The 17,354-nt window shown below is 66.1% G+C and carries 8 protein-coding genes and 1 pseudogene; 7 read left to right on the top strand and 2 right to left on the bottom strand.

What is annotated here, in order from left to right; all coding sequences use genetic code 11:
* Nucleotides 1–133 precede the first annotated feature (133 nt).
* Both QP166_RS12700 and QP166_RS12690 read right to left on the bottom strand, forming a co-directional pair.
* A pseudogene (locus tag QP166_RS12700) lies at nt 134–2,355 on the bottom strand (DUF5703 domain-containing protein).
* A gap of 316 nt (nt 2,356–2,671) precedes the next feature.
* Nucleotides 2,672–5,782, bottom strand: a complete 3,111-nt coding sequence (locus QP166_RS12690) for a TonB-dependent receptor plug domain-containing protein (protein WP_333916228.1) — start codon at nt 5,780–5,782, stop codon at nt 2,672–2,674.
* A gap of 306 nt (nt 5,783–6,088) precedes the next feature.
* On the opposite strand from QP166_RS12690, the gene QP166_RS12685 reads away from it, so the two are divergent.
* From QP166_RS12685 to QP166_RS12655, 7 genes are all read left to right on the top strand, one after another.
* Nucleotides 6,089–8,251: an outer membrane protein assembly factor BamB family protein gene (locus QP166_RS12685; protein WP_333916227.1), complete on the top strand. Its 2,163-nt coding sequence runs from the start codon at nt 6,089–6,091 to the stop codon at nt 8,249–8,251.
* A gap of 98 nt (nt 8,252–8,349) precedes the next feature.
* Nucleotides 8,350–8,796: a CHASE3 domain-containing protein gene (locus QP166_RS12680; RefSeq protein ID WP_333916226.1), complete on the top strand. Its 447-nt coding sequence runs from the start codon at nt 8,350–8,352 to the stop codon at nt 8,794–8,796.
* A complete protein-coding gene (locus QP166_RS12675; RefSeq protein WP_333916225.1) occupies nt 8,796–10,178 on the top strand; it encodes a GGDEF domain-containing protein in 1,383 nt (460 codons plus the stop codon). The genes QP166_RS12680 and QP166_RS12675 overlap by 1 nt, the downstream gene beginning before the upstream one ends.
* Before the next feature lie 397 nt (nt 10,179–10,575).
* Nucleotides 10,576–13,371: a TonB-dependent receptor plug domain-containing protein gene (locus QP166_RS12670; RefSeq protein WP_333916224.1), complete on the top strand. Its 2,796-nt coding sequence runs from the start codon at nt 10,576–10,578 to the stop codon at nt 13,369–13,371.
* Nucleotides 13,281–14,303, top strand: coding sequence for a 2-hydroxy-3-oxopropionate reductase (locus QP166_RS12665; protein WP_333917340.1), 1,023 nt, complete (start codon nt 13,281–13,283; stop codon nt 14,301–14,303). The genes QP166_RS12670 and QP166_RS12665 overlap by 91 nt, the downstream gene beginning before the upstream one ends.
* Nucleotides 14,300–16,441 carry an alpha-amylase family protein gene (locus QP166_RS12660; protein WP_333916223.1) on the top strand — a complete coding sequence of 714 codons (2,142 nt, stop codon included), beginning with the start codon at nt 14,300–14,302 and terminating at the stop codon, nt 16,439–16,441. The genes QP166_RS12665 and QP166_RS12660 overlap by 4 nt, the downstream gene beginning before the upstream one ends.
* 64 nt (nt 16,442–16,505) lie before the next feature.
* A complete protein-coding gene (locus QP166_RS12655; RefSeq protein ID WP_333916222.1) occupies nt 16,506–17,300 on the top strand; it encodes an FCD domain-containing protein in 795 nt (264 codons plus the stop codon).
* The last annotated feature ends 54 nt before the right edge of the window (nt 17,301–17,354 follow it).

Below are 17,354 nucleotides of genomic sequence, written 5' to 3'. Positions count from 1 at the left end.
GCTCTCCTGCCGTGGCCTCTGGGAAAAATGCTGAGGAAGGGTACGTACCGGCGTCGACCAGACCTGTCTAACGCTCGCGATTCAAGCAACTAGCGCGTGGTGTCATCGAACTCGCGTGGCATGTCGCGGATCGTCAGCCCCCGCTCACCACCGCCTCTTCCGCAAGCCACGGCGGCAGCACGATGCGATCGATCGAAAAGGCGGGCTCGACCGTCAACTTGACCAGCTTGCCACCGCGAAGCGTGGCGTCGACCCGCGTCGCACGCGGCGCGCAAAGTCGGAAGTCGACGTCCCAGTCACGCGGCCAGGCCGGGAAAAGATGAATGGCGTCGCCGGGCGTCTGCATCAGCATCTCCTGCAGGCCGATCATCCCCGACCCGCCCCAATTGTGGTCGGGCGCCCAATCATGGCCCGGGCCCCAGAAGGTCGGATACCGCCGCCCGCTGTCATCCATCTTGCGCACGGTGAGTTGCGCAGCCTCTTCCGTCAGGCCGAGGCGCGCGCAGAAGATCGCGTCCTGATGCCAGCTTTTGATGTCCTTCTGCGCAGGCGTGTCGACCCCGTTCCGCCATGTGTCGATCGGAAGCTGAAGGTTCGGCAGGCCGACGCCATATTGGTGATAGGGAAAGACGGGGTAGAGTTGCGGGATCTCGACATTCTGAATGCGATCCCACGCTTGCGCGGGGGCAAGGACGCGCCGGCCGTCGATCATGCGCACAGGCAGCGGCGGAAGTGTGGCGCGCATGGCGAGATAGCGTGCGCGCAGGCGCGCCCCGATCATCCGCTCTGGCAAGGCGAGCAAGGCCGCGAGCACCGCGTCGAGCCCGGCGATCGTCACGGCCGAGTCCGTCGCGTTCTTATACGTCTCGCACGCCGTTCCCGGGAAGAACACCAGCTTCCCGGCGTCGCTCAACTCGCTGCCCGATACGCGAGCATGCTCCCGCCGGTAATGCTGGTCGAAGAAGACGAGGCAGCTGTCGATGAACGCAAGATCGCCCGACGTATCCGCATTGGTGAAGCGCCCGACCTCGAGCATCATCAGGCAGAATTCGAGCACCGTGTCCCACAGATGGTCGACGAAGGCGCTATCCTCCACGCCCGGAAGGCGCGTCGCCGGCGTGTTCCAGCTACGATGCCAGCCCCATTCCTGGCCGCAGCAAAGGCCGAAATTCTCGATCTGCTCGACGAAGCACGCGCCCTTGTGGCCCCAATAGGTCGCGGTCCGCAATTCGGCGGTCGCTTGCAGGCGACGATAGAAATCGAGTTGCGGTCGCATCAGGTCGGCGTCGCCGCTCTTCAGCATCGGCCAATACACCAACCGCTGGTTCTGCGCGGTGAACTCGCCGCCGCCCCAGGCGCGATAATCGGGCGAGAGGCGGAGCTTCGGGTCGGTATATTCGGGATCGACGGTAAAGTTGCCGCCATTGAACTTGGTAGGCCAGAATGCGCGCGCGTTGGTGCCGAGCTGGTGGCGGAAAAGCTGATAATTGCGCCCGATCCGCCAGGCCGGATCGTCGGGTCGGGCGGGGCCGGGTCGAACGACGATCCAGCTGCGTTCCCAGAAGGCGTGCCACCAACGCTTGCTGCGCGTACGGGATGTCTCCGCTCCGGGCGCACGCTTGGCGAGCCGGCACAGCCCGAGCATCCATGCCTCCCGCGTATCCGTCTGGGCGACGTGGCAATGGAGGCGGAGGGCATGACGCCGCCGTGGTCGCCGGCTCGTCAGGCGCCAGCCGGTGAAGTCGGTGCTCGCGTAGCGGCCTTGCACGATACCGTCCGGAACCAGCCCGTCGCCGTGCAGCAGCACACCGAAGCCGAGCCCGGCCAGCGGGTTCCAGATCCTGTCCTTGACGGTCGTCAATCCCTGCTGCTCGACCAGCAGGTCGAACACGGACGACGGTCGATTGCGGTGGAGGGCGATGATTCCGCCATCAGCGAAGGTCACCTCGTCCGCATATTGGCGCGGCGTGACCGGCGCGCCGTCGTACGCGCGGTGCATCGACATCTCGGGCGGCAGATAGTCGCGGTCGCGCGTCCGCCACGTCTCCCACGTCGCGCTCAATCCCACCGGCGTGTCGCTCTGCACCGACACGTTGACCAGCGGCGTGTCGACATCCGCCCAGATCGTGACGATCGCTCCCCGCACGTCACGACGATTTCGCCGTCGATCAGGTTCAGCCGCTGCGCGAAGGGCGCGCCCGTGCCGAATGGCGAAGGATCGAGCCGCAGTCGCACGCGGCCGAGCTTCAGGTAGCTGTTGGTTTCGTCGAATGCGCCACTGCGTGCGACGTAAAACAACAGGTTGTCGTCTTCGACCCAGACGTTCAACCCGATATCGCCAGCGCCGCACGGCATGGACTCGCCGGCATGCCGGCTCGGTGTCGTCCACACCGGATCATAGGCTGACATGCGGACCGCGGCATCGTTCGACAACGGCCGAGCTGCGGCCGGCGCGGATTGCGGCGCGCCCGCGATCGCCGCCGCGGCCAATTGCTTCAACGATCGGCGCTTCAGGTGGTCCACGTCGCCTGTGTGACACTTGCCAAAGGTAGCGGCAATCAGATGCTTAACAAACGACGGGGATCATGCGTCCGCAAGTCCAGTAAGGAAGCGAACAGCGGCTCCCAAGCCGGAGCTTGGGAGCCGCCAAATGTACGCAGGCGAAAGAGGCTTACAGCGTAAGCCGAACACCGGCGCGGAAGGTCCGGCCAAGAACGTCGTATAGCGCAGGATTGAACCCGTAAGTGACGCCATTTTGCGGCGATGGTTCCGGCGCCTTGTTGAAGAGATTGTCGACCTTGAAATAAGCCGAGATGTTGCGGGTGATGTTGTACGAACCGCCCAGGTCGATGTAGAGCGCGCCCGGCATCCGGTTGTTGTCGATGGTGGCGATGTTGCCGGTCGGATCCGGTGTCGGGCAGCTGCCCGGCGTGCACTGGATATATTCGTTCGAATAGACGCCATCCGAGAACCAGCGCTCCGCTACCGACAGCGACAGCGTGTCCGTGTCCCAGCTCTGGATCGCGAAGACCTTCCAGTCGGGCACGTTGCCACGGTTGTTGCCCGCCTGCTCGGACGGGATCGAGCCCGGCAGCCCCGAGGTTTCGGTGTAATGAAGCGTGCGGGTGGCGAGTCCGCGGATCGTGAACGAGCCGGGCAGGCCGATCCCACTGAGCGGCCGGCGATAGCTCGCCTCGATATCGAAGCCGTTGGTGCGGACCTGCGCGAAGTTGAACAATTGCTCGTTCACGAACAGCGGCCCCGCCGCGATGTCGAGGTTGAACGACCCGCAGAATTGCGAAAGGTTCTGCAGGAAGCACTGGTTGATCGCCGACTGCCCGCTGAACGGCGTGATGATGCCCCTCACCTTGATATGGTAATAATCGAACGAGGCGTTGAAGCCGGGCAGGAAGCCGGCGGTGCGCCCGTCGAAGACGAAGCCGGCGGTGGTGTTGCGCGACGTCTCCGGCCTCAGAGCGGTGTTGCCGATCGTATTGGACGGGGATTGCACGAATTGCCCGGCGGTCGGTGACGCACCGGGCTGGCGCGGGTCGAGGTAGGTCGCGTTCGCGAACGTTGGCGTACGGAACAGCTCCGACAGATTGGGCGCACGGACGTCGCGCGACGTGACGCCGCGCAGTCGGAGCCCGGACAGCGGCGTGTCCCAAGTGGCGCCGACCTTCCAGCTCGTGATCCAGCCCGAGGTGCTGTAATGGGTTTCGCGAACGCCCGCGTTCAGATTGGCGCGCCCGATCTGGTCCTCGTTCGAGATCGGAATGTCCAGTTCGAGGAAGCCCTCGTGGACGTTGTAGCTGCCGGTGCCGTTCTTGTAATTGCCCGCATACCAATTGCCGCCGGTGCGCGTATTCTGCGTCGGATCGGCGGGATAGTCGCTGGTGTTCGGGTTCTCCGCGCTCACGCCGTTGCCATAGGGATCGGCCTTCGTGCGATACCATTCGCGGCGATATTCGTAACCCATCGCCACCGACAGCGGCCCTGCCCAGGTGGAGACCGGCTGGCCGTTCAGGCTGACCGCGCCGGCGTTCTGCGACGACCATGTGTGCTGATACGGGCCGATCGCCGGCTTGACGTAGTTCAGCGCCGCCTCGGTCACGCCGCCGTCGCCGATGATGTTGAGCGGCACGCACCCTGCGGCGCGCGCGGCGGCATTGGCGCAACCGATCGTGCCGTCTGCCAGGCGGATCGCCTGATAGGCGGTGCGGAAGCGCGAGATGTTGAGCATGTTGTCGACATGCAGGTCGGTGTAGTTGCGCCCATATTCGTAATAGGCGTCGTAGCTCCACTCCGTACCCAGCCCGCGGAACTTGCCGTTGGCCCCGACGACGTAGCGCAGGTTGGTGCGGACCGGCTTCACTTCGATGAAGTCGCCGAGCTGCGCCAGCGCCGAGCCGTATTGGAACTGGGTGATGCCGGCGTTGGTGCACGCCTGCTGGATCGACTGCGGCACGAACGGATTGGCGTTCGCGTTGTTCACGCCGCACTGGATCGTGAGATTGGCCTGCTGTGCATAGCCGGGGTTCGGTGAATTCTCCGAACTGACGCGCGAGCCGTTGAAGGTGAAGTAGATTTCGTTGTTCGGTGCGAAGTCGAACCCGACGCGCGAATAATAATTGATACGCTCCAGCTTCGAGGCGAGGCTGGTGCCCGCGCCGACCACGCCGCTGGTATCGCCACCCGAACAGAATGACGGGGTACAGCCGGTCACCGCGCCGGTGCCGGTCGGCACGCCGTTCGATCCGTACTGGAATTTATACGGCTGTCCGTTGGCGCCGAACGCGGTGCCCTGCAGGGGGCCGGATGTGATCAGGCCGAACTTCGAATATTGATATTGCTGCGCGTTCTGGATGTAGAAAATGCGCGGCTGCCCGGCGGGGGTGGTGGTGACACCGGTCTGGATGAAGGCCGGCGAATTGTACCAATCGCGACCGTTCGCGCCGACGATCCCGAAGCCCGGGTTCGGGACACCGCCCTGGCGTCCATATTCGGCGCTGACCGCGACGTGCAGGCGGTCCTCGTAATAGGCTTTGCCCCAAGCGGCCTGCGCCGTGAGACCCGCATCGTCGCCGTAAGTGGTGACGCTGCCCTGGATGTTCGCCTTGAACCCGGTGAAGCGCTTGTCGGTGACGAAATTGACCACGCCGGCGACCGCATCGGAGCCATACGACGCCGATGCGCCGCCATTCACGACATCGACGCGCTGCACCAGCAATTGCGGAAACTGGCTGACGTCGGGAACGCCGGAATAATTGGCGCCGACGAAACGCTGCCCGTCGAGCAGCGTCAGCGTGCGGATCGCACCCAGCCCGCGCAGCGAGAACGAACTCAGCCCCTGGATACCGCTCGACGTGCTGCCGACCGAGGTGGCGCGACCGGTCGAGCCCTGAAGCGACGGCAATTGCGTGACGGCGTTGAAGATGTTGGGCTGGGCCAGCCTTTGCAGATCCGCCGAACCGATCACTTGGGTCGGCGTCGGAGCGTTGAAGCCGCTGGAGGTGATGCGCGATCCGGTCACGACCACGTCGCCGTCGGTCGTCGCCGGCTCCTGCGCCTGCTCGACGGGCAACTCGGCCGCGGACGCTTGCTCCGCAGTCTGCGTCTGCGTCTGCGTTTGCGCATGTGCGCTGCCGCCGGCCAGCATTGCGATCGTCACGGCGATCCCGCTCGCCATGTGTCGATACGCCTGCCGTCGTGACGAGCGCCTATTGTCCTTGATCATGCAAACCCCCTCCTCATGCGCGTCGAACGGGAGAAAGGCGGGCATCGCCGATCGTTCGGATCGCGCGCGAGGCGCTGCAAGCGAACGTCACGACAGAACCGCCAACAGTCATTGCCCGTCGACCTGACTCCGATGTCATGACCTCCATCAATTTGTCGACTGGCTTTCAGTAGCGTGCGACCAAGGTCGCGGGGGTCTTGACCAAGCGGAGAACAGCAAGAATCGGGCAGTAATGGATACGCCGGATACTTGTTTCGAGCCGGCGCATGTCTTGCCAAGTTCCGGAAGGGCGGCAACTATTGCGAAAGGCTGCGGCGCGCGGACTGCGCCGTCGCCATATCGGAGTGCATCGTGCAGTTGACGCAAATGGAACGGGCCGCCGCCGTGCTGCTCGCGGTCGGCTTCGCCGGCGCGGTACTGGCCGCCAACGTTGAAGGCGTGCCGCCCGGGGCATCGGCCGCGAGCGGCGCGTCATCCGGGCGGGACTGGCCCTATTATCACGGCAACCCCGCGGCGACGCATTATTCGACGCTCGACCAGATCAACGCGGCCAATGTCGGCCAGCTGGTGCCGGTTTGGACGTACGAGACCGGCGACGCGTTCGGCGCAGGGGCGTCGCAATCCGACATGCAGGGCAACCCGCTGATCGTGGCGGGGCAGATGTTCGTCGTCTCTCCCAAAGGCCGCTTGATCTCGCTCGACGCGGCGACGGGCCGTAAGCGCTGGGCCTATAATCCGGCGATGGTTCCGGTCGCGACGCGGCAGCGACTGCGCGGCGTTTCCTACTGGAGCGGCGGTGACGCGCGCCGGATCCTGTTCACGTTCGGCCACGATCTGATCTCGGTCGACGCCGACACCGGCCAGCCGGATCGGGCGTTCGGCACGAACGGACGGGTGGACCTGCGGAATGGGCTGGGCCGTCCGCCGGCGAGCATCACCGTCAACAACGTGACGCCCGGCGCGATCTACGAAGACCTGATCATCATGGGTTCGACGGGCAACACGCCCGGCGACGTGCGGGCGTTCGACGTGCGAACCGGGGCGATCCGCTGGACGTTCCATACCATCCCTCACCCGGGCGAACCGGGACACGAGACATGGCCGCGCGACGCGTGGAAGACCGAATTCGGCGCCAATGTCTGGGCCGGAATGACCGTCGATACCGATCGCGGGCTCGTCTTCCTGCCGACCGCTTCGGGTGGCATGGCGCAACGCGATTATCACGGACCCACCCGGCTGGGCGCCAATTTGTTCGCCAATAGCCTGGTGGCGCTGGACGCGCGCACCGGCACGCGCCGCTGGCATTTTCAGTCCGTACATCACGACCTATGGGACCGCGACTTTCCGGCGCAGCCGACGCTGGTCACCGTCAAGGGCGTGCCGGCGATCGCGCAGACGACGAAGTCGGGGCTGGTCTTCATCTTCGATCGTCACACGGGCAAGCCGCTCTACCCGATCGCGGAGCGCGCGGTTCCGCAGACCGACATCCCTGGCGAGCAGACCTGGCCTACCCAGCCGATGCCGACCGGTATCGCACCCTTCGCGCGGCAGCTTTTCACCCCCGACATGATCACCCGCCGCACCCCCGCCGCAAATGCGGCGGTGCGCGCGACGCTGGCGGGCATGCGCAATCGTGGCCCGTTCGACCCTCCCAGTCTGCAGGGCACCGTGCTGCTGCCGGGGATGGACGGCGGTGCCGAGTGGGGCGGGTCGGCCTACGACCCGGACACCGGCCTTTTGTACGTCAACGCGAACGAGATGGCGTGGCATCTCCGTTTGAAGCCGCGTCCGGCGAAGGTGGCGGGATCGGGAGCCAGGGCGCTCTATCTGAATAGCTGCGCCGCGTGCCACGGCGGCGACCGCGAGGGCAATGCGCCGCAAATTCCGGCCCTGCTCGATATTGGCGACCGGCTAGGCCGCGAGCAGATCGAGACGCAGATCCGACAGGGCGGCGGTCGGATGCCCGGCTTCGGCGGCACGTTGTCGAATGAGCAAATCGCGGCGCTGACCACGTTCCTGATGACCGGGAAGGACGCGCCGATCGGCGGCGACGGCAAGGAGCTTGGCGTCGGTGCCATCGACTTCGGCGAGCGCTATGTCTTCGACGGCTACAAACGGCTGCTCGATCCGGATGGCTATCCCGCGCTGACGCCCCCGTGGGGCACGCTGGCGGCGCTTGACGTCAACACCGGCAAATGGGTGTGGCGACGGTCGCTCGGACGCTATCCCGAGCTTGGGCCGGCAGAGACCGGCAGCGAGAATTATGGCGGCGCCGTCGTGACGAAAGGCGGATTGTTGTTCATCGGCGCGACCGTCTTCGATCGACGCTTTCGCGCCTTCGACAAGCGAAGCGGGCGCCTGCTGTGGTCGACGCAACTTCCGGCGGCGGGACTGGCGACCCCCGCCACCTACGCCGTCGGCGGCCGCCAGTTCGTGGTGATCGCGGCAGGGGGTGGCAAGGATCCGAAACACGCACCCGGCGGAAAGATCATCGCCTTCGCTCTAAGAAAGTGACGTTCCCCGGCAGCAGATCGACCGGGCTCACGCCAATTAACCAATTGCGAACAATGGATTTGTAGACCGAGCCGGCATTTTGATCTGGATCAACCGCTGTGTTCACTTCGCTGATATCCCGTGTGACAGCCATTGGCGGCCTGATCGCGACGGCGCTGCTCTGCCTGGTGGCGGTCCTGCTCCAATCCTCCTGGAGCACGCGGGAAAGCTTTGCCTGGGTGAGCCATTCGCAACAGGTCATTGTCGTCCTCGACGAAGCGCTGGAGGAGCTGCGTGAGGCGGAATCGGGGCAGCGTGGCTACCTGCTCACGCATGATGAGCGGTTCGCCACCACCGTCGATCAGCGACTGTCCGATGTATCGCGCCAGCTGGATCAGCTCGTTCGGCTCACCAGCGACAATGCGCTTCAGAACGAACGCGCCATTGCGGTCCGTGATGCCGGATCGAGGAAGGTGGCGTTCACCCGGGAGTCGATGCGCCTGGCGCGCAGGGGCGACTTCGCGGTCGCGGTTCGGGGGATCGCCGGGGGCGGGGACGCGAACTGATGGCGCAGGTCGATCGGCAAGCCGGCGCGCTGCTGCAACGCGAGCGCGATCTGCTCGCGCAACGCGGCTACGAGGCCGACGAGCGTCTGGCGTGGACCAAATATGTCGCGCTGGGCGGCGGACTGCTCGTCGCGGCGCTTCTCGCGTCGTTGATCGCGACCATGTCGCTTGGCGTGCGGCGTCCGCTCGGGCGCACGCTCGAGGCGATGGAGGCGCTTGGGCAAGGGCAGGTCGGGCAACGACTGACCGCCCGCACCGGATCGGACGAGTTCGATCGGCTGGCGTCGGGATACAACCGCATGGCGGATCGGCTCGCCCAGGCGGTCGACGATCAGCGCGAAACCGACAGCCGGCTGCAAGCCGCCAACGCCGACCTGCTCGCGCAGCACGGTGCGCTGGAGGCGCGTGGTCAGGTGATCGAGCGGTTGGGCGAGATGGCGCATCGGCTGCAGGCTGCACGGACCGACGCCGAGTTGGCGCAGATCATCGACTGTTTCGTTCCGCAGGTGCTGCCCGGCGTCGCGGGCGCGCTTTATGCGCACAACAATTCCCGCAACCTGCTCGTCCGTCTGGCGGGCTGGGGCGTGAGCGATGCTTTGCCCGAAAACTTCGGTCCGGACGACTGCTGGGCGCTGCGGTTGGGGCAGGGTCATGTCGTCCTCGGCGATGGGCGCGAGGTGGCATGCCGCCATGCCGTTGCAGACGCGGGCGCCTATCGCTGCGAGCCATTGCTCGCCGGCGGCGAGGTCATCGGACTGCTCTTCCTTCAGGGCATCATCGGGAGTGAGGAAGCGTTCCGACTGGCAGCACTGGGTGAGAATATTGCGTCTGCGCTGGTCAACCATCGCCTGCAGCGCGACCTGAAGGAGCAGACGGTCCGGGACGCCCTGACCGGGTTGCACAATCGCCGCTATATGGAGGAGGCGCTTCATCTGGAGATCGCGCGTGCCGCCCGTGCCGGGTCGCCGCTTACCTTCGTCATGTGCGATATCGACCATTTCAAGCGCTTCAACGACGAATTCGGGCATGATGCCGGTGATACCGTGCTGCAACTCGTCGGCGCGGCGATGCGCGAACATTTCCGCGACGGAGACGTGGCGTGCCGCTTCGGCGGCGAAGAGTTCGCGATCATCGCACCGGGGGCGTCGGCCGAGGTGCTTCTCCCCCGTATCGAGCGGCTGCGCACGAACATCGCCGACCTGCGGCCACGTCAGGGGAACAAGCTTCTTGGCCCGATCAGCCTCTCCTTCGGCATCTCCGAATGGCACCCGCCCTTTGGCAGGGAGAATGCGCCGCTTATCGCCGACGCTGACGCCGCACTATACCGTGCCAAGCGCGCCGGAAGAGACCGCGCGATCGTGGCGGATCGGCTGGCCGCATAGGGCCTCAATGATGTGACGATCGCCTTAGAGGCGGCCTATTGGTCGACGTTTTGAGCCAAACAATCGTCTCATCGTCACCCCGGACTTGATCCGGGGCCCCGCTTTACCGACAGAAGAAAGAAGCGGGATCCCGGATCAGGTCCGGGACACGGATGTCGATCCGCCCGCAAGGCCGCTCACCGGCACTTCCCTAGGCCGCGCTGCTGGCGCCGCGTGCCCGACCTTCATGCGCATAATGCCTGGCCGAGCCGAGCGTGCATAACCGCTAGGCGAGCGTCCTCGACCGTACGTGCCCGCGACCCTAGCAAGGATCAAAAAGTTTCCCATTGCTAGTATTGGTAACATGTCCTATCCAAACCTCATACAAAGATGGATGCACCATCTGACGGAGGGGACGATGAAGCGCCTGTCTCACATGAATCTGCTGGCGATCGGCGTGTGCGCCGTTGCCCTGTGCCACGCTCTGCCCGGCCAGGCGCAGCAATCCGCCGACGCGCCAACGGCGGCAACCGATCCCTCGATCGCGCTGCCCGCCGATCCGACCGCCGCTGCGTCGCAGGATGAAGGTGCAGGCGAGGTCGTGGTGACGGGAAGCCGCATCGCACGCTCCACCTTCCAGCAGCCGACCCCGATCACCACGATCACCGAGCAGCAGCTGGAGCAGAAGGCCGCGACCAATGTCGTCGACCTGCTGCGCGACGTACCGGCGCTACGCCCCAACCGGAACAACGGCAGCGGACGCAACCTTGGCCTGGCGACCTTCAACATGCGCGCGCTCGGGTCGACCCGCACGTTGCTGCTGGTCGACGGCCAGCGGATGATGGACAGCAGCCCGATCGCCAACGGCTTCGACATCAACATCCTGCCTGCGCCGTTGATCGCACGGCTCGACATCGTCACGGCGGGTGCGTCGTCGGTCTACGGCTCCGACGCGATCACCGGCGTGGTCAATCTGATCCTCGCCGACAATGTTGAGGGCGGGAAGCTCGACGCGCAGTATAACGTTTCGACGCACGGCGATCTCGGGCAGGTCTCGGCGAGCGCGCTGTATGGCGGGAAGTTCGGCGGCGGCCGCGGGCGCTTCCTGATCGCCGGTTCGTACTTCGACCAGCCCGACATCATCTATCAGGGCGCGCGCGACTGGGGTCGCAGCGGCGTCACCTTCATTCCCAATGCGGCCTATACCCCGACCAACGGCCAGTTCCGGCAGCTGATCGTGCCCAACGCGCGCTATTCGCAAATGACCGCGGGCGGCGTCATCACCTCGGCAGGTCCGCTGCGCAATATCCAGTTCGGCGCGAACGCGGCGCAGTCGATCTTCCAGCAGGGTACCAACGTCGGCACGGTCTGGATGGAAGGCGGCGAGGGGTTGATGCCGCAGCCGACCTTCGCGCCATTGCAGGTCGCATCGCGCCAGATCAGCGGCTTCGGCCGGCTCAGCTACGATTTCAGCGACAGCGTCACCGGCCGGCTCGATGTGCTTGCCGCGAATACGCTCGCGCGCAGCACCGGCAATTACAACACCAACAATGGCGACATCACGGTACGCCGCGACAACGCCTTCCTGCCGACGAACATCCGCGACGCGATGATCGCCAACAACCTGACGACGATCCGCGTCGGTCGCTACAATCCCGAGCAGGGGCGCAACGAGAACTCGACCGAGAACAGCTATTACCGCGTCAGCGGCGCGCTGACCGGTGCGCTGTCGGAAACCTGGAAATGGGCGCTGGGTGGCAGCTACACCTATGCGCGTTCGCTGATCGAAGGGCGCAACAACCGCAATCAGGCCAATTGGGCGTTGGCGCTCGATCCCGTGATCGGCCCGAACGGGCAGGCGGTCTGCCGCTCGACGCTGACCAATCCCGGCAACGGCTGCGTCCCGGCCAACATCTTCGGGATCGGCGCGGTGACGCCGGAGGTGAATGCCTATGTCCTCGGCACTTCGCGGCAGGACTCGCGATCGCAGAGCGGCATCGTCAATCTGAACGTGTCGGGCAAGGTGTTCGACACCTGGGCCGGCCCGGTCAAGGTCGCGGTGGGCGGCGAGTATCGGCGGGACTCGGTCGACAACCGCTCCGACCCCGTGTCCGACGTCAACGGCTGGCGGCAGGGGACGTTCGGTTCCTATTACGGCAAGCTGGAGGTCAAGGAAGCCTATGGCGAAATGTCGATCCCGCTGGCGCGCGAAACCTCGTTCGCGCGCAGCCTGGACCTCGATCTCGCCGGGCGCGTGGTCGATTACAGCACGGTCGGGTCGACAGCGGTGTGGAAGGTCGGGCTGAACTACGCGATCAACGACGATGTCCGGCTGCGCAGCACCTATTCGCGCGATTTCCGCGCGCCCCGCATCAACGATCTGTTCGCGCAGGCCAATATCCGCATCGGCACCGTCACCGACTATCTGACCAACCGCACCGCCAATGTGAACTTCCTGATCGGCGGCAATCCGAACCTTGGGCCGGAAACCGCCTACACCTTCACCGGCGGGATCGTCTTGCAGCCGTCGTTCATCCCGCGCCTGCAGCTTTCGGCGGATTTCTACGACATCAATCTGCGCGACGCGATCATCACGCCGGGGCAGCAGGAAGTGGTCGATCGCTGCGGCCGGGGCGACCAGATCTTCTGCGCGGGCGTGCTGCGGGACGAAACCGGCGCGATCACGCAGGTCAACGCCAATTCGTTCAACGCGCAGACGCTCAAGACCCGCGGCGTCGACTTCGAGGCGAGCTATGCCTTCCCGCTGTTCGCCGGCACCTTCACCACCCGTGCGCTGGCGACCTATGTCGATCGGTTGATCTCCTCCACCGCCAACGGGCAGGTCGATACCGCCGGGCAGTTGCAGGGTGGGTTTGCGACGCCGAAGTGGCGCGGCTCGACGACCTTCCTGTACGATCAGGGGCCGCTCAACCTGCGGTTGCTGTTCAACTATATCGGCCCGGGCACCTTCGACAACGCGTTCGGTCCGCTCGATCTGAACCGCAACCATTATCCGGCGTATCTCTATACCGACATGTCCGTGACCTATGATGTCACCGACCGATTCCAGATCTACGCCAAGGTCGAGAATCTGACCGACACCGATCCGCCGCTGCTCGCGGAATCGAGCATCACCGTCGCGCTCGCCACCTTGTCGCAATATCACGACCTGCGCGGTCGCGTGGTCGGCATCGGCGGCCGGATCCGCTTCTAGACGGCGACAATGACCCTTCCACATTCGAGGTACAGCGCATGAAGATCGGCTTTGTCGGCACCGGGATCATGGGGCGGCCGATGGCCGGGCATCTGCAGGCGGCGGGGCATGAACTCCTGCTGGTGCGGCATCGCTCGCCCGTGCCGGAGGAGTTGGTGGCCGGCGGGGCGACGGTCTGTGAGTCGGTGCGCGATCTCGCCGCCGAAGCCGAGGTCGTGATCCTGATGCTGCCCGACACGCCCGACGTCGACCGCGCGCTGTTCGGCGAGCAGGGCGTCGTCGCCGGACTGCGCCCCGGCACCTGCGTCGTCGACATGAGCTCGATCGACCCGATCGCGACCCGCGACTTCGCCGCGCGCGTCGCGGCGGCGGGCGGCGACTATGTCGATGCGCCGGTCTCGGGCGGCGAGGTCGGGGCGAAGGCGGCGACGCTGACGATCATGTGTGGCGGCAGTCAGGCGGCCTTCGCGCGCGTCGCGCCGCTGTTCGAGGTGATGGGCAAGAACGTCACGCATGTCGGCGACGTCGGCGCGGGCCAGGTCGCAAAGGTCGCCAACCAGATCATCGTCGCGCTCAATATCGAGGCGGTCGCCGAGGCGCTGTTGTTCGCGTCCAGGGCAGGGGTCGATCCCGACAAGGTGCGGGCCGCGTTGATGGGCGGGTTCGCCGCCTCCCGCGTGCTGGAGGTGCATGGGCAGCGGATGATCGACCGCACCTTCGCCCCCGGCTTCCGCATCGCCTTGCACCAGAAGGACCTCAACCTCGCGCTGTCGAGCGCGCGCGCGCTGGGCCTTGCGCTGCCGCACACCGCGTCGGCGCAGCAATTGTTCAGCGCCTGCGTCGCGCGCGGCGGGGCGGAGTGGGATCATTCGGCGATGGTCCAGGCGCTGGAGGCGCTGGCGGACCATGCGATCGCGAAGGTCGAGGCGTGACCGTCTCGCGGCGCCTCGCGCTCCAGACGCTGTCGCTGGCCGGGCTGGGCGTAGCCGGCGGCGCGCTGGCGCAGTCGCCGCGGACCGGTGGCACATTCGATCCCAGGCGCTGGTGGTTGCAGGATTATCGCATCGTCCAGACCAATTTGCGCGAGATCGACATCCGCGAGGACCCGCGCACGATCGCGCGCGCGATCCGCGACTTCGGCGGCAACGTCATCGTCTCGAACATCGGCGGGATCGTCGCTTTCTACCCCACCAGACTGCCCTATCAACGGCGCAACCCGTATATGGGCCGCGGTGACTTCGTACGCGAGATGATCGCCGCCGCGCATGACGAGGGGCTGGCCTATATCGGGCGCTTCGATCTCTCCAAGGCGATGCAGCCGGTCTATGACGCGCACCCCGACTGGTTCATGCAGAATCGCGACGGCACCCCGCGCGCGTTCGCCGGCACCTATCAGGCGTGTCCGAACGGCGGCTGGGCGCAGGACTATGGGCTGCGGCTGCTCGGCGAGGGACTGACCCGCTACAAGCCCGACGGCATCTTCTTTAACATGACCGGCTATCCGCGCACCGACTACGCCAATGTCGACCACGGCATCTGCGTGTGCGGGAATTGCCGGCGCGTGTTCCGCGAGATGTACGGGCGCGAGCTGCCCGCGAAGGAAGGCTATGGCGATCCGGCCTGGCCCGATTACCTCGCGTTCCAGGCGCGCACGTCGGAGGCACTGCGCCGCCGCATCTCCGCTCACATCGCCACGCTGGCGCCCGGTGTGCCGATCGCGCAGCACGACAGCGTCGAGCAGGTCGGGCGCGGCGAGGTGCAGCGCCGCGTCGATCGCACCGGCCCGGAATGGGCGTATCAATCCGGCGAGCAATGCCGCGCTGCCCTCGCGCGCAGCCCCGGCAAGCCCTGGTCGTCGACCTCCACCGCGCACATCGACTATCCGTGGCGCCAAGTGACCGAAACCGCCGCCTATCACGAGAACCGCATGGCGCAGGCGATGGGGGTCGGCGCGAAGCTCGACCTCTACCTGATGGGCACGCTCGCCGACCAGGACGACCCGACCTACCTGCCGCCGGTCTCGCGGCTGTTCAAATGGCGCGCCGCGAACGAAGGGGCCTATGCGGGAATGGCCGAGTCCGCGCGCGTCGGCCTTTATCAATCGGGCGCGTCGGCCCGGCTGGCGGGGATGACTCCCTATGCCGCGTGGCAGGCCGCGGAGGGGCGCGGGCTCTACGGCGCGCTGGTCGACGCGCGGATCCCGTTCCGTTTCGTTAGCGACGCGCGGGTCGCCGATGGCACGACCGACCTGAACGCAGGGTTCGACGTCATCGTCCTCCCCAACGCGATGATGCTGTCGGATGCGGAGGCGGCAGCGCTCGACCGCTTCGTCGAGCGGGGCGGACTGTTGATCGCGACCGCCATGCCCGGCGCGTTCGACGAGCGCGGTAAGCCGCGGGCAACGGTGCCGCTCGCCTGCTTCCCGCTCGCCCGTTATACCGCGCCGCAGCCGATCCACGGCTGGACGCTTGACCCGAAGGTCAGCACGCTGAAGGTGACCGGCCGCGTTCCGCTCGACGGCGTCTACGCCGGCGGCACCGCCCGCGCCGATGCCGAGACGCTGATGCGTTTCGCGCCCGATCAGCGGTACGGTCCGCCTGAATTCAGCTATGCGATCCCCGGCACGGCGCCGCGCCGCGATCCCGGCGTCTCGGTGCGCGCGCATGGCAAGGGACATGCCGCGCACATCCCGTGGTTCGTCGGCTGGCATTATCTCCGCGATGGCTTGCCGGTGCATCGCGAGCTGATCGAGCGGCTGATCGCCCGCCACGCGCCCGCGCCACGCTTCGTGCTGGCCGGCGACGGTCCGGTCGAGCTGATGGTGATGAATCGTCCCGATGGCGCATCGCTGCTGACCTTGGTGAATTACGCGGGGCAGCGGAACACGCATTATGCGCCGCCGCCCGCGCTGCACGGCTTGCGGCTCGGCGTCCGCGGCGGCGTGTCCGGCGCGCGGGCCCTGGTCGGCGGACAGGCACTGGCTGCATCGTCCGTGTCCGATGCTGCCGGGCTGACGTGGCTCGATCTGCCGCCGGTCGGCGCGTTCGAGGCGGTGCTGCTGCACGGCTGACGTCGCCGCTTCCAGCGGCGCACGGGCAGCGCTATATCTGCATCATGTTTTCAGGCGCACCCCGATGAACGCACCCTCCATTCGGCCCGCCAAACTGGCCGATGCGATCGCCGAACATGTCCAGCAGATGATCCTCGAGGGCTCGCTGCGCCCCGGCGAGCGGCTATTGTCCGAGCGCGAGCTGTCGGCGAAGCTCGACGTGTCGCGTCCGTCGCTGCGCGAAGCACTCGACAAGCTGATCGCCGCCGGCTTCCTGACCACCAATGCGCAGGGCGTCGCGCACGTCAGCAACCAGATCGGCAAGAGCCTGCGCGATCCGCTGCTGCAACTGATGGACACGCCCGAGGCACGGATCGATTGTCTGGAGCTGCGCGCCGAAATGGAAGCGGCCGCCGCCGCCTTCGCGGCCGAGCGCGCCTCCTCGGTCGACCGCGAGGCGATCACGCGCTGTTTCCAGGCGATGACGGTCGCGCATGAGGCGCAGGACGTCGACGAGATCGCGCGCACCGACGCCGAATTTCACTTCGCCATCTACGAGGCGAGCCACAATCTCATGATGATGCACTTCATGCGCAGCATCGAGAGCATCTTGCGGTCGAACGTCTATCTCAATCGCAAGAACCTCTACGAGCATCGCCGCGAGAAGGATTCGCAGCTGCGCGAGCATCAGGCGATCTACGACGCGATCATGGCGGGTGACGTGGAAGGCGCGCGCGACGCGGCGCGGTTGCACATGACCACCGCGATGCGGACGCAGCGCGAGATCTACGAGGCCGAACGGCGGCTGGAGGCGAGCATTCGCCGGCTGGCACGCGGCGATATCGTCGCAACGAAGAAGGCGCGCGCCGCCGAGGCGTGACGATCAGGCGCTTGCCCGATCCCGTTGTCCGGCATGACGGCAAGCGGATGCCGT

Source organism: Sphingomonas sp. LR60 (assembly GCF_036855935.1).
Taxonomy (GTDB): Bacteria; Pseudomonadota; Alphaproteobacteria; order Sphingomonadales; family Sphingomonadaceae; genus Sphingomonas.
This window is presented reverse-complemented; position numbering and strand designations above follow the sequence as displayed.